Here is a 12,828-nt window from a genome sequence, read left to right as displayed (position 1 = left end):
TAAAATTTATGGAAATATATTGCTAAACTAATTTAAAAATCTATAGGGTTTGTGTTTCTAATAGAAAAGCAATGGTGTCTGCATTATCTGCATAATCGCTAAGGCTTGGCTTTTGCGTTTGTCCAAATGCAATTTCCTGATTTAAAAAATCTTTGCTTACAATACATTGAATCAATTCTTCGTCTTCTTTGAGCTTTTCTTTTAATGCTTCTAAAGAACCGTATGTTTCATAAAATAAAGAAGCAATAGGAGAGGAGTAGCTCTCATCTTCTTTTAACATTAGAAAACCATTATCTAACAATTTAAATTCGCTCATTAAATAAACCGCTTTATTATAATCATAATTGTTAGCGTATTTCATTTGATTGATGATAGGATTAAATGCATAAATTGCTTTAAAAAAAGCATCAAAATTATATCCTTCAGGAACAAAAAGTTTAGAAACACTTCTACAGCCCAATCCATAGTATCTAAAGATATCTTCTCCTAAAGCGGTAAGTTCTTCTGTAGTTTCATTTCCTGTTAAAACAGCAACAGAATTCCGGTTTTTACGGATAATATGCTGTTTCCCTTTAAAATAGTATTCAAAATAACGTGCAGTATTATTGCTGCCTGTAGCGATTACCTTATCAAAATTTTCAAGTTTTTGATCTGTAAATTCAATTTTATCTTTTAAAGAGCCATCCGCAGCTATTAATACTTTTGAAATGAATGGAAGCAAAATAGTATCGTTAGAAGATAATTTCACCAATGCTTTATTTCCGGTAAGTAATACTGCTAAAAAATCATGGAAGCCTACTAAAGGAATATTCCCAGCCATAATAATAGCAACCACATTTTCTATTTCAGTTAAAGTATATGGGGTTAGCCAATTTTTTAACTGTTTTTCAGTTAATAATGCGCCCCAATTTTCAATACTAAACATAATGTTTTCTCTGGTAAACCAGCCATTTTTATGCTTGGCAAGTGTAATAATTTCATCAAATTCAGCAAATAGTTTTGTTGGTTTCGCTTTATTTTTGTCATAAGAACAAAAATCGCTAAAAAAAGTACCAAGTTTAACAAAAGCTTCTGATCTTGACTGATGCTGCGTCATTATATTTGTATAGGATTATATTAGGTTTTACCTTTGTGCAAAAATACGGTTATTGGAACTATTTTTCCAATCATCATAGTATAAGTTGGATGCTGTATACTATTTAAATGATTATATAGTTAATAACTATACGGAAAGTATAAGAATTTAGCTTAAAAAAGAACAAAATTATGGCAATTATAATAACAGACGAGTGTATAAATTGTGGAGCTTGTGAACCAGAATGCCCAAATACTGCAATATATGAAGGTGCAGATGAATGGCGTTATAGTGATGGTACATCTCTTACAGGTGATGTTGTTTTACCAGATGGTAAAGCAGTGAATGCAGATGAAGTGCAAGAGCCTATTAGTGATGAAATTTATTATATTTCTCCTGATAAATGTACTGAATGTATGGGCTTTCATGAAGAGCCACAATGTGCAGCGGTTTGTCCAGTAGATTGCTGTGTTCCCGATGAAGATCGTGTGGAAACAGAAGAAGTTTTACTAGGAAAACAAGCATTTATGCACCCAAAAGATTAAGGAATCTTTAAAGCATAAAATATTTCAAAGACCCATTCTTAACTGTTTGGGTTTTTTTGTGCAATAAAGTTTAATGTATTATGCAGTAAAAGCAATCTTATTTCAGTAAAATCATGATTATGCTTTATAAAAAACGAAATTTAGTGCTATTCATTTTCATCCAGTGATTTCTTTAGCTAGAAATATTTTACTTCATTAATACGTATTATATTTGCGCAAAATTTAATAACCCTATAGTCTAAGGACTAAAGGCTAACGTCTATCTAAAATGAAAGCAGGAATTGTTGGGTTGCCAAACGTAGGAAAGTCTACTCTTTTTAATTGTTTATCTAATGCAAAAGCGCAAAGTGCTAACTTTCCATTTTGTACCATAGAACCTAATATAGGCGTTGTAAATGTTCCAGATCCTAGATTACAGAAATTAGAAGCATTGGTTACTCCTGAGCGTGTATTGCCTGCTACGGTAGAAATTGTAGATATTGCTGGTTTGGTTAAAGGGGCTAGTAAAGGAGAAGGTTTAGGTAACCAGTTTTTAGGAAATATACGAGAAACTGATGCTATACTTCATGTACTACGCTGTTTTGATAACGATAATATTGTTCATGTAGATGGTTCTGTAGATCCTATTAGAGACAAAGAAACCATAGATATGGAGCTACAGTTAAAAGACTTGGAAACGGTAGAGAAAAAACTTGAAAAAGTTAAAAGAACTGCAAAAACGGGCAATAAAGAAGCTCAAAAAGAAGAAGCTGTTTTATTGGCTATAAAAAATGGCTTAGAAGCAGGAACCTCAGTTAGAGCGATAACGATATCTGATGATGATAGAGTGGAATATGTAAAGCCGTTACAGTTTATAACAGATAAGCCCGTGATGTATGTTTGTAATGTAGATGAAAGTGCTGCTGTAAAGGGGAATGCTTATGTAGAAAAAGTAAAAGAGGCAGTTGCACAAGAAAATGCAGAAGTAATTTTCTTAGCAGTAGGTACTGAGGCAGATATTACGGAATTAGATACTTATGAAGAACGCCAGATGTTCTTAGAAGATATTGGTTTAGATGAACCAGGATCTGGCAAATTAATCCGTGGTGCCTATACCTTATTAAATTTAGAAACCTATTTTACAGCAGGGGAAAAAGAAGTGCGTGCTTGGACCATTCCAGTAGGCGCTACTGCACCGCAAGCCGCAGGAGTGATCCACACCGATTTTGAAAAAGGATTTATTAGAGCAGAAGTTATTGCTTATGCAGATTATGTAGAATATGGTAGCGAGGCGAAAGTAAAAGAAGCGGGTAAAATGCGAGTAGAAGGGAAAGAATATATTGTAAAAGATGGAGATGTGATGCATTTTAGATTTAATGTGTAAAAACTAGCATTTAATCGCAATAACATAAATTACCTTTAAGCTAGTCTTAAGTTTTTTAATAACACTAATAATAGTTTGTCTAGTGTTCTAAATAACTACTAATACACATTATAGTATCATCAATGTTTACTGGTGGCGTAGCTAACATATATAAAATAACACCTTCGTTAGAAGCTCTGTATTCTTCTAGAATAAGACCAAATTCATCTGTTGTATAGCCAACAAGCTCATTTTTCTTTACTTTATCTCCAGCTTTATGTTTGCTATGAAAAATACCCTTTGCATTAGAACTTATATATGTTTGGCTATTACGATAAATAATATTTTTATGGGCACCAGTTCCATTCTTATACATACCCATAGTTTCTAGCATGTTATATACCCCTTTTTTAATTAAATTAACATTCTCTTCTTGTACATTTCCCAATTTACCACATTCAATACTTAATGCTGTTTTTCCATCTTGTACAGCTTGTTTAAAGGTATATTTAGCTGGCTCAGTATCCGAAATTGTATAAGGGTAAGAAACAACATATTCAAACCCACTATTTTCAGATAGCTTTTTAGCTAATGCTGTCTGATCTGGCTTTTTTGTATTGTTGTAATAGCAAACAAAAGGAATAAGATCTTCACAAGAATCTCCTCCATGTATATCTAAAAAAACATCACTTTTGGAAATAATATTTGTAGTAATAAAATGCGCTATTTGTTCTGTAATAGTACCATTCTTTTTTCCAGGAAAGGCATTGTTTAAATTTTTTTGATCCTGAGGATTAATAAAAGGCGTTCGTGTGTAAAAAGAAGCAATATTAGCAATTGGAATAATTATTAATGTTCCTTTAAGCTCTTTTATTTTTATTTCTTGCAGTATTTTTTGCGTTGCAATGATTGGTGGGTATTCATAACCATGAACACCAGCAACAATAGTGAAAATTGGCTCTTCAACTTTACCTTTTAAAATAGCGATTGGCAAATGACCAGAATTTCCTGTATCATCATTAAATTCTATTCGAATATTTTCCTTTGTTAATCTAGTCTTGGAATTAAATGCTTTTTGAAAAGTATTTTGTGCGATGACAAATTTCAGGATAAAAAATAAAAAATATGATAAATGTATTCTTCTCATTTAATTTAAAATGTTATTTGAGTGACATCGTTTACACTAAATAGGTTTATTTTCATTAGGTCTTTTTCCAAATCCCCACACGAAATATAGTGAAACCAAAATGGAAATAATTATTTCGGAAATTTTTAATCCATCACCAAAAATAAATGAAACTCCAATATAAAGAAGGGTTAAAATAGCTACAGTTCGTAAAGTCCAATTATGTTTTAAAATCTTAATTATTTTTTTCATTCTTTAATTTTTAACTTGTCAGATTTATTAGTGTTATATAGTTCCATCGCCTCTTTCTTTGACTTTTCAAATATATCTGAACCGAATTTTTTAAAAACTAATTCCATCATTACATCAGAATAGCATTCCGAATGTTCTGTTACAAAACAACCCGCATTCTTAGAAATAATTCCATATTTATTTTTCCTGTATTCCTGAAGGTAATAATTAAACTCAGAGTTGCTTTCCAATGTTAAGCCGTAAGAATAATAATTGTATATTCCTTTTTTAAAATCATTTTGAGCATCCTTTTTTCCTTTTTCACAATCTTGTTTTATAAAGACAACAGAATCTTTCTTCTCAGAGTTACTTGATTGTGCTTTAGTTACATTAATAAAACTTAAAAATATTAATGTTAAAAAAAGACTTATTTTATGTTTCTTTAATGACATTGTTTACATAAAATTAATTTGTTGTTTTGTTTGTTTTTATGAGTTCTTTTTCCAAATCTCATACAATATAAAGGAAAACCAGAATAAAAATAACTATTTGAGAAATTTCTGTTTTGTCACCAAAAATATATGAGACTTCAAACTAAATAATGATTGAAACTGCTATGTTTTGTTGAGTCTAATTATTGATATAGTACATACCTTGGAGGTTTGAGCCCATTTAATCTCAAATAAACAATCAGTTGCGCTCTATGGTGCGTGATGTGGTCAGCAACTAACAATAGTATTTGCCTTTTTGTTCTATCTGCTCCAAAATAATCTAATCTTTCGTCAAGTTTTTTGATATCAAAATTTAAAATAAAGGCTATCGCCTTATCAAAAACTGTATTGATTTTGGCAATCATTTCTTTTTTTGATTTGTTATTCACTTTAAGTTCAGTATCTGTATTCCAGTCTCTTGCTTTACGTCCGCCTAGTAAAGATTCTGTATGCCAATCCATTGCCCAAGCAATATGCATTAAATGTTCTTCAAAACGCATCAGTTCAGGTGTTGCTTTAAAAGTATATTTGTCTTCGGGCATAGTTTCGGCCACTAGCATCAAATATTTTTTTGAATTCTCGAGTCGCTCTATGTACTCTTTAATAAATATATTTTCTTGAGCATAAAGATGTGAAGTAAAAAGTGGCAATATTAATAATGCCACTGCTACTATTTTATTTTTGACAGGGTTTAGAAATCGTTTTTTCATTTTATATTATTTTAAAGTAGTGACTATTACAAAATAAATGAACTAATGGCTGCGCAGCTACTTTTTTAGGTATGATTTAAGTGCTAGTCCTAGTATTTTTTTGAATATAAATTATTTAAATTCTTTATTCTAGTTATCAAATAAATCACCATCTTCCCAAGTTTTTTCGCCGATGAACTCTCCACAAAAATTATATCTTTTTATTCGTCCGTCTAAATCATAATTTTTCCCGTAATTGAAAATCCAGATTTCTTTATCAACAATTTTTATCCGATTGAATCTTCTTGTATCAGATGCATCCATTGATTGGATAAAAATAGATTTTTTCTTAAAAATTTGATTTCCGTTTTCGTCAATAATTCGATCGGTTATAATTACCTTTTTATGGCTTAAGGTCCAAAATAAAAACCTGCGTTTCTTTTCTATTAGTTCTGTTTTTAGTGTTACATTTTGAATTTTGCATTCATTTTTTGCCTGATTTTTGTTCCCCTTTTCAGAATTTTTTATTTCGCTACTTAAATTAAGGAATAAGAAAATTAGACTTGACGATATGATAAGTGTTGGTTTCAGAGCTTTTATTTTTTAACTAATTAAACTAATTATCTTTTATTAAACAAAATAGGATTGTAAAAATCAATATTTTCATTTTGGCATCATCTACTATTACATAATATTTAACTAGATTTTAATCTTATCTAAAAATATACTATTTATAATAACTTCTTTTTACTTTGTGAAAATAGAATCATAGATCAAATTAAATCTTTTTCAGAAGTATCTTTTTGATTGGTTGTGTTATCTGTGTAAGTTTTAGTGGCTTACAATATTTAGTATTAAAATTTCGAAAAAAATGAATAGGAAATGAATAATATCAACAAAAAGCCTTCGTATTGTTGATTACTTTCAATGTATGTAGTTTTATCTTTGGAGAACACTCCCTATATTAGCAAGACTTTCAAAAAAAGAAACCCCTGCGCATGTCAGAAAACACGGCTTATAATGAAGATAATATACGTTCCTTAGATTGGAAAGAGCATATTCGTATGCGCCCTGGAATGTATATTGGAAAACTTGGAGATGGTTCATCTGCTGATGATGGTATTTATATTCTTTTAAAAGAGGTTATAGATAATTGTATTGATGAGTTTGTCATGGGATCTGGTAAAACCATTGAAATTAGTATAAAAGAAAATTTAGTTTCTGTTCGTGATTATGGTCGTGGTATTCCTCTGGGTAAAGTTGTAGATGTTGTTTCTAAAATGAATACGGGTGGTAAATATGATTCTAGAGCGTTTAAGAAATCTGTAGGTCTAAATGGAGTAGGTACAAAAGCGGTGAACGCATTATCTACCTTTTTTAAAGTAGAATCTTCTCGGGAAAATAAAATAAAGACCGCAGAATTTCACCAAGGGAATTTAGTAGCCGAAGAAGGTCCTGAAGATAGCTCCAAAAGAAAGGGCACAAAAGTATCTTTTATTCCAGATGAGGCTATTTTTAAGAATTATAAATACCGTAATGAGTATATAGAGCGAATGCTTAAAAACTATGTATACTTAAACCCTGGACTTACGATAGTTTTTAATGGTGAAAAATTTCATTCTAAAGATGGTTTAAAAGACCTTTTACAGGATAATAATAATGAAGCAGATTTGCTATATCCTATTATTCACCTGAAAGGAGACGATATAGAAGTGGCTATTACACATAGTAAAACACAGTATAGCGAGGAGTATCATTCTTTTGTAAATGGACAACATACGACACAGGGTGGTACACACCAAGCGGCATTTCGTGAAGCAATAGCAAGAACCATTCGTGATTTCTATAAAAAGAATTATGAAGCAGCAGATATTCGTAAATCTATTATATCTGCCATTGCAATTAAGGTAATGGAGCCTGTTTTTGAAAGTCAGACAAAAACTAAATTAGGTTCTACTGATATGGGAGGAGATTTCCCAACAGTAAGGACCTATATCAACGATTTTATTGGTAAAAATTTAGATAATTACCTTCATAAGAACCAAGAGACTGCAGATGCTTTACAGCGTAAAATTATACAAGCAGAAAGAGAGCGTAAAGAACTTTCAGGAATTCGTAAACTAGCAAAAGACCGCGCTAAAAAATCGAATTTACACAATAAAAAATTACGAGATTGTCGCATCCACTTAGGGGATACTAAAAAAGATAGGTGTTTAGAAAGTACTTTGTTTATTACAGAGGGTGATTCTGCATCTGGTTCTATAACCAAATCTAGAGACGTAAATACCCAAGCCGTTTTTAGTTTAAAAGGGAAACCATTAAACTGTTATGGACTTACAAAGAAGATTGTATATGAAAACGAAGAATTTAATCTTTTACAAGCTGCTTTAAATATAGAAGAGTCTATGGAAGATTTGCGTTACAATAATATTGTAATTGCAACAGATGCCGATGTAGATGGGATGCATATTCGTTTATTATTAATTACATTCTTCCTACAGTTTTTTCCAGAAGTTATCAAAGAAGGGCACCTTTATATTTTACAAACACCTTTGTTTAGAGTCCGTAATAAAAAGAAAACGCATTATTGTTACAGTCCGGAAGAAAAGCAAAATGCTATCGAATCGTTAACAGGAAAACCAGAAATTACGCGTTTTAAGGGATTAGGAGAAATCTCACCAGATGAGTTTAGACATTTTATTGGAGACGATATCCGTTTAGAACCTGTAATGTTAGACAAGACCATGTCTATAGAAAGCATGTTAGAGTTTTATATGGGTAAAAATACACCAGATAGACAAAAATTTATTATAAATAATCTTAAAGTTGAGTTAGATTTAATTGAGGATAACTAACTGTAAAATAAACCAATAGCTCTTAATCTTTTATGGAAGAGAACGAAGATTTAAATTTGCCACCAGAAGAGGCTGGAGAAGATAATAACGAACAAAAAGAGAATACCCAAGATACTTTAACTAAAGTAACAGGGATGTATAAAGATTGGTTTTTAGATTATGCATCCTATGTAATTTTAGAAAGAGCTGTACCTGCAATAGAAGATGGTTTTAAGCCAGTACAAAGAAGAATTATGCACTCGCTTAAGGATCTAGATGATGGTAGGTATAATAAAGTAGCTAATGTAGTAGGGCATACCATGCAATACCATCCGCATGGAGATGCAAGTATTGCGGATGCTATGGTGCAAATTGGCCAAAAAGATTTATTAATAGATACACAAGGTAATTGGGGGAATATATTAACAGGAGATAGAGCAGCAGCGTCTCGTTATATAGAAGCGCGTTTATCTAAATTTGCATTAGAAGTTGTTTTTAGTCCAAAAATTACGGAATGGCAAGCCTCTTATGATGGTAGGAAAAAAGAACCTGTAAACCTCCCTGTAAAGTTTCCACTATTGCTCGCTCAAGGGGCAGAGGGGATAGCTGTAGGTTTGTCTACAAAAGTATTACCGCATAATTTTATAGAACTTATAGATGCTTCCATAAAACATTTAAAAGGACAACGTTTTACCATAGTTCCAGATTTTCCTACATCGGGGATTATAGATGTGAGTAATTATAATGATGGTTTACGAGGAGGAAAAATACGAGTAAGAGCAAAAATAGCCCAACTAGATAAAAATACTTTAGTAATTAGTGAGATTCCTTATGGAACAAACACTTCTAGCTTAATTGATTCTATTCTTAAAGCCAATGATAAAGGAAAGATACGCATAAAGAAAATTGAAGACAATACAGCTGCCAATGTTGAAATATTAGTACACTTACCAAGCGGACTCTCACCAGATAAAACGATTGATGCATTGTATGCTTTTACAGCATGTGAATCTTCAATTTCGCCCTTAGGTTGTATTATAGAAGACAATAAACCCTTATTTATTGGAGTAACCGAAATGCTAAAACGTTCTACAGATAATACAGTAGAACTGTTAAAGCAAGAACTAGAAATTCAGCTTAATGAATTAGAAGAGCAATGGCATTTTGCTTCTCTAGAGCGGATATTTATTGAAAATAGGATTTATCGTGATATAGAAGAAGAAGAAACTTGGGAAGGCGTTATTAATGCTATAGATAAAGGTTTACAGCCTTTTATTAAACACCTAAAAAGGCCAGTAACCGAAGAAGATATTACAAGACTTACAGAAATTAGAATTAAAAGAATATCAAAGTTCGATATTGATAAGGCACAACAACTTATTAATAGTTTAGAAGATAGAATTGCTGAGGTAAAGCATCATCTTGCGCATCTCATTGAATTTGCTATTGATTACTTTAAAAAATTAAAAACTACCTACGGGAAAGGAAGAGAGCGTAAATCTGAAATCCGAATTTTTGATGATATAGAGGCTACAAAAGTTGTCATCAGAAATACCAAACTCTATGTAAACAGAGAAGAAGGATTTATAGGAACTTCTTTAAGGAGAGATGAGTATGTTACGGATTGTAGTGATATTGATGATATTATTGTGATGACCAAAAGTGGGGAAATGATGGTTTCTAAAGTAGGTTCTAAAACTTTTGTTGGTAAAAATATTATTCACGTAGCTGTTTTTAAGAAAAAAGATAAGCGTACTACGTACAACCTTATTTATAAGGATGGTAAAGGAGGTCCAAGCTATATTAAACGTTTTAATGTCACTTCAATTACAAGAGATAGGTTGTACCCCTTAGGAACAGGAAAACCTAATACGGATGTATTGTATTTTTCTGAAAATCCTAACGGAGAGGCAGAAGTTGTCACAGTACATTTACGCCAAGCTGGGAGTATTAAAAAACTAAAATGGGATATTGATTTTGCAGATGTACTGATTAAAGGGCGCGCTTCTAAAGGAAATATAGTTTCTAAATATGCGGTAAAACGAATAGAACTAAAAGAAAAAGGAGTTTCTACACTTAAACCACGCAAAATATGGTTTGATGAGGTGGTGAGAAGGTTAAATGTAGATGGAAGAGGTGACCTCCTTGGAGAATTTAAAGGAGAAGATTTACTGTTAATAGTCACTCAAAAAGGAATTGCGAAAACTATTGCACCTGAACTAACCACGCATTTTGAGGATGACATGATTGTGTTAGAAAAATGGAATCCTAAAAAACCACTATCTGCGATTTATTTTGATGGTGATAAGGAAAAGTATTATATAAAACGTTTTATGATAGAAAACAGTAAAAGAGAAGATCTGTTTATTTCTGAGCATCCAAAATCGGTATTAGAATTGGTTTCTACAGATTGGAGGCCCGTAGTTGAAATAGAATTTTCGAAACAAAGAGGAAAAGATCAAAAACCAAATCAAAATATTAATATAGAAGATTTTATAGCCATCAAAGGAATAAAAGCATTAGGAAATCAGCTCACTTCTGATAAGATTAAAAATGTAAATGCATTGGACGCGCTTCCATATGAAGAACCAGAAGATGTTCCCACAAATGAAATTGAAGTAATAGCAGAAGATGATGAAATAAATGAAGAAGATAAAACCAATACTGAAAATATGGATAATTTAGATGATGAACAGCCTACATTATTTTAGTCTCTATTTCACTATAAGAAAATCATATCAACTTTATCATAAATATCATTAAAAAAAACACATATTTGTTTAATAAAAGAATCACCAACTTATAAATTGTGTTTTAAAAGCTTAAACAAGTTATATATTAAGGCCGAATAACAGTACATTTAAAGAAAATTATAATTTATGGATTTTACAAACCCCCTAATTTATGGAGTTCCTTGTTTTATAGGTTTCATATTATTAGAATTAACTTACAGCAAAACACATGGAGATGATGATTTATATGATTGGAAAGATTTTGCGGCAAGTGGGGCAATGGGAATTGGATCTGCTATCATTGGTCCTTTAATCAAAACAATACTTTTAATTGTAGTTTTTGAGTATACTTATGAACTTTTTAACCCATTAGTTGATGGTGTTCGTACAAATATCATGGGATGGAAATCTTTTGGTTATGCATGGTATGTTTGGTTAGCTTGTCAGTTAGCAGATGATTTTACCTATTATTGGTTTCATAGGGCTAATCATGAAATCCGTATTTTATGGGCAGCACATATTGTACACCATTCTTCAGATAACTTTAATTTAGGGACAGCAATCCGTAATGGATGGTTTACACTATTATACAAACCATTTTTTTACATGTGGATGCCTGCAGTAGGTTTTACGGTAGAGATGGTAGTGGTATGCTTGGCAATCGAATCTTTCTGGCAGTTTCAACTCCATTCTCAATATATTCCAAAAATGGGCTGGGTAGAGAAAATCTTTAATACGCACACCATGCACCAAGTGCACCATGCTCAAAATGTAGAATACTTAGATAAAAATCATGGAGGGTTTTTAAATATTTTTGATAAGATATTTGGAACATGGAAAGAATTTGATGAAAATATTGATGTAAAGTTTGGCGTAATACATGCTCCGAATTCCAATAATCCATTAGTTATTTTAACGCATGAGTATAAAGATATTTGGAATGATATGAAAAAGTCTCCCAAGCTGTGGCATAAGTTCATGTATGTTTTTGGCCCTCCAGGTTGGAGCCATGACGGTAGTACTATGACCGTAAAACAACAACAAAGAAGTTTTAAAGAACATAAAAATAAAAACCCTGAGGTAGCTTACAGTAGACCTAATTAAAAAAAGCGCTTATTTAAATCTTTAAATAAGCGCTTTTTTTTAGTCATCATCGTCATCGTCATCGTCATCGTCATCACAAACTTTTAAAGCTTTTTTAGAATATTTGATAAGATCTTCAATTTCTTCTTCAATATCATCTAGTTCGTCTATTGCATTTTTTATGTAATGCTCGCCATCATCATGGTATTCAGAATAATAAACATTTTTGATGTTTTTAATAATGATTTCTATTCGTATCGTTACTTCATCCAATTTTCTTTCCGATGCTCTAAAGTGTTTTCTTCTTTTATAACAATCACAAGCATATAACCTCCTTTTAGCAGATTTAGAGGCGTGGACAGCATCATCAAGATATTGAAATATTTCATTTTCATATTTCAAAGCTCTTTCAGAATAATGTTTTAAATCATATAAAGTATTTGCATTGTCTGCTTTTTTGGTTTCATATTGCAAATCTTGTACTGCTTCGTCTAAAGCTCTAGAATACTTAACTAAATAGTGTAATTCACTCTCAAAACTAGATTGCGCATGTAGCGCAGTAGTAAAACAAATTGTTGCGGTAAATAGTAATAATTTTAAAACTTTCATGATACATTTATTTATAATTTTCAATAAGCTATTTTTAGAATAAATCCAAAATGTGTTCTTAAAGAATAAAT

Annotated in this window: 11 protein-coding genes; 5 read left to right on the top strand and 6 right to left on the bottom strand. The window is 31.4% G+C overall.

Going from position 1 to position 12,828, the window contains the following annotated elements; all coding sequences use genetic code 11:
• Positions 1-40: 40 nt before the first annotated feature.
• A complete protein-coding gene (locus tag ACZ451_RS16325) occupies positions 41-1,096 on the bottom strand; it encodes an acyl-CoA reductase (protein WP_464214327.1) in 1,056 nt (351 codons plus the stop codon).
• 170 nt (positions 1,097-1,266) lie between these two features.
• Here ACZ451_RS16325 and ACZ451_RS16320 point away from each other — a divergent pair, with 170 nt between their 5' ends.
• Together ACZ451_RS16320 and ychF are read left to right on the top strand one after the other, a co-directional pair.
• Positions 1,267-1,620 carry a 4Fe-4S dicluster domain-containing protein gene (locus ACZ451_RS16320; RefSeq protein ID WP_464214325.1) on the top strand — a complete coding sequence of 118 codons (354 nt, stop codon included), beginning with the start codon at positions 1,267-1,269 and terminating at the stop codon, positions 1,618-1,620.
• A gap of 268 nt (positions 1,621-1,888) precedes the next feature.
• The gene (gene ychF, locus ACZ451_RS16315) at positions 1,889-2,983 is read left to right on the top strand and encodes a redox-regulated ATPase YchF (protein ID WP_464214323.1); all 1,095 of its coding nucleotides are present in this window, start codon (positions 1,889-1,891) and stop codon (positions 2,981-2,983) included.
• 79 nt (positions 2,984-3,062) lie between these two features.
• Here the strand turns inward: ychF and ACZ451_RS16310 are convergent, their stop codons facing one another.
• The 4 genes from ACZ451_RS16310 to ACZ451_RS16295 form a co-directional block, all read right to left on the bottom strand.
• Positions 3,063-4,109, bottom strand: coding sequence for a M14 family metallopeptidase (locus ACZ451_RS16310; protein WP_464214321.1), 1,047 nt, complete (start codon positions 4,107-4,109; stop codon positions 3,063-3,065).
• A gap of 36 nt (positions 4,110-4,145) precedes the next feature.
• On the bottom strand, positions 4,146-4,340 hold the full coding sequence (locus tag ACZ451_RS16305; protein ID WP_464214319.1) for a hypothetical protein: 195 nt from the start codon (positions 4,338-4,340) through the stop codon (positions 4,146-4,148).
• Positions 4,337-4,771 (bottom strand): hypothetical protein, encoded by a 435-nt coding sequence (locus ACZ451_RS16300; RefSeq protein ID WP_464214317.1) that lies wholly within the window; start codon positions 4,769-4,771, stop codon positions 4,337-4,339. The genes ACZ451_RS16305 and ACZ451_RS16300 overlap by 4 nt, the downstream gene beginning before the upstream one ends.
• Before the next feature lie 182 nt (positions 4,772-4,953).
• Positions 4,954-5,520, bottom strand: a complete 567-nt coding sequence (locus tag ACZ451_RS16295) for a DinB family protein (RefSeq protein ID WP_464214315.1) — start codon at positions 5,518-5,520, stop codon at positions 4,954-4,956.
• A gap of 977 nt (positions 5,521-6,497) precedes the next feature.
• Between ACZ451_RS16295 and ACZ451_RS16290 the strand changes: the two genes are divergently transcribed.
• From ACZ451_RS16290 to ACZ451_RS16280, 3 genes are all read left to right on the top strand, one after another.
• Complete coding sequence (locus tag ACZ451_RS16290) at positions 6,498-8,354, top strand: DNA topoisomerase IV subunit B (protein ID WP_464214313.1); 1,857 nt, start codon at positions 6,498-6,500, stop codon at positions 8,352-8,354.
• Positions 8,355-8,386: 32 nt separating this feature from the next.
• Positions 8,387-11,044: a DNA gyrase/topoisomerase IV subunit A gene (locus ACZ451_RS16285; protein ID WP_464214311.1), complete on the top strand. Its 2,658-nt coding sequence runs from the start codon at positions 8,387-8,389 to the stop codon at positions 11,042-11,044.
• Between the two features lie 168 nt (positions 11,045-11,212).
• The gene (locus tag ACZ451_RS16280) at positions 11,213-12,169 is read left to right on the top strand and encodes a sterol desaturase family protein (protein WP_464214309.1); all 957 of its coding nucleotides are present in this window, start codon (positions 11,213-11,215) and stop codon (positions 12,167-12,169) included.
• Between the two features lie 39 nt (positions 12,170-12,208).
• On the opposite strand, the gene ACZ451_RS16275 is transcribed toward ACZ451_RS16280, so the two are convergent.
• The gene (locus tag ACZ451_RS16275) at positions 12,209-12,757 is read right to left on the bottom strand and encodes a hypothetical protein (RefSeq protein ID WP_464214307.1); all 549 of its coding nucleotides are present in this window, start codon (positions 12,755-12,757) and stop codon (positions 12,209-12,211) included.
• Positions 12,758-12,828: the final 71 nt, after the last annotated feature.

This window comes from Allocellulophaga tsushimaensis (assembly GCF_055383085.1).
The sequence above is the reverse complement of the archived record's forward strand: the minus strand, read 5'-3'. Positions and strand labels throughout refer to the sequence as shown.

What these genes read in the sequence shown, in the direction of transcription:
- ACZ451_RS16325 (WP_464214327.1), bottom strand. Translation starts at nt 1,096, where the DNA reads ATGACGCAGCATCAGTCAAGATCAGAAGCTTTTGTTAAACTTGGTACT.
- ACZ451_RS16320 (WP_464214325.1), top strand. Translation starts at nt 1,267, where the DNA reads ATGGCAATTATAATAACAGACGAGTGTATAAATTGTGGAGCTTGTGAA.
- ychF (WP_464214323.1), top strand. Translation starts at nt 1,889, where the DNA reads ATGAAAGCAGGAATTGTTGGGTTGCCAAACGTAGGAAAGTCTACTCTT.
- ACZ451_RS16310 (WP_464214321.1), bottom strand. Translation starts at nt 4,109, where the DNA reads ATGAGAAGAATACATTTATCATATTTTTTATTTTTTATCCTGAAATTT.
- ACZ451_RS16305 (WP_464214319.1), bottom strand. Translation starts at nt 4,340, where the DNA reads ATGAAAAAAATAATTAAGATTTTAAAACATAATTGGACTTTACGAACT.
- ACZ451_RS16300 (WP_464214317.1), bottom strand. Translation starts at nt 4,771, where the DNA reads ATGTCATTAAAGAAACATAAAATAAGTCTTTTTTTAACATTAATATTT.
- ACZ451_RS16295 (WP_464214315.1), bottom strand. Translation starts at nt 5,520, where the DNA reads ATGAAAAAACGATTTCTAAACCCTGTCAAAAATAAAATAGTAGCAGTG.
- ACZ451_RS16290 (WP_464214313.1), top strand. Translation starts at nt 6,498, where the DNA reads ATGTCAGAAAACACGGCTTATAATGAAGATAATATACGTTCCTTAGAT.
- ACZ451_RS16285 (WP_464214311.1), top strand. Translation starts at nt 8,387, where the DNA reads ATGGAAGAGAACGAAGATTTAAATTTGCCACCAGAAGAGGCTGGAGAA.
- ACZ451_RS16280 (WP_464214309.1), top strand. Translation starts at nt 11,213, where the DNA reads ATGGATTTTACAAACCCCCTAATTTATGGAGTTCCTTGTTTTATAGGT.
- ACZ451_RS16275 (WP_464214307.1), bottom strand. Translation starts at nt 12,757, where the DNA reads ATGAAAGTTTTAAAATTATTACTATTTACCGCAACAATTTGTTTTACT.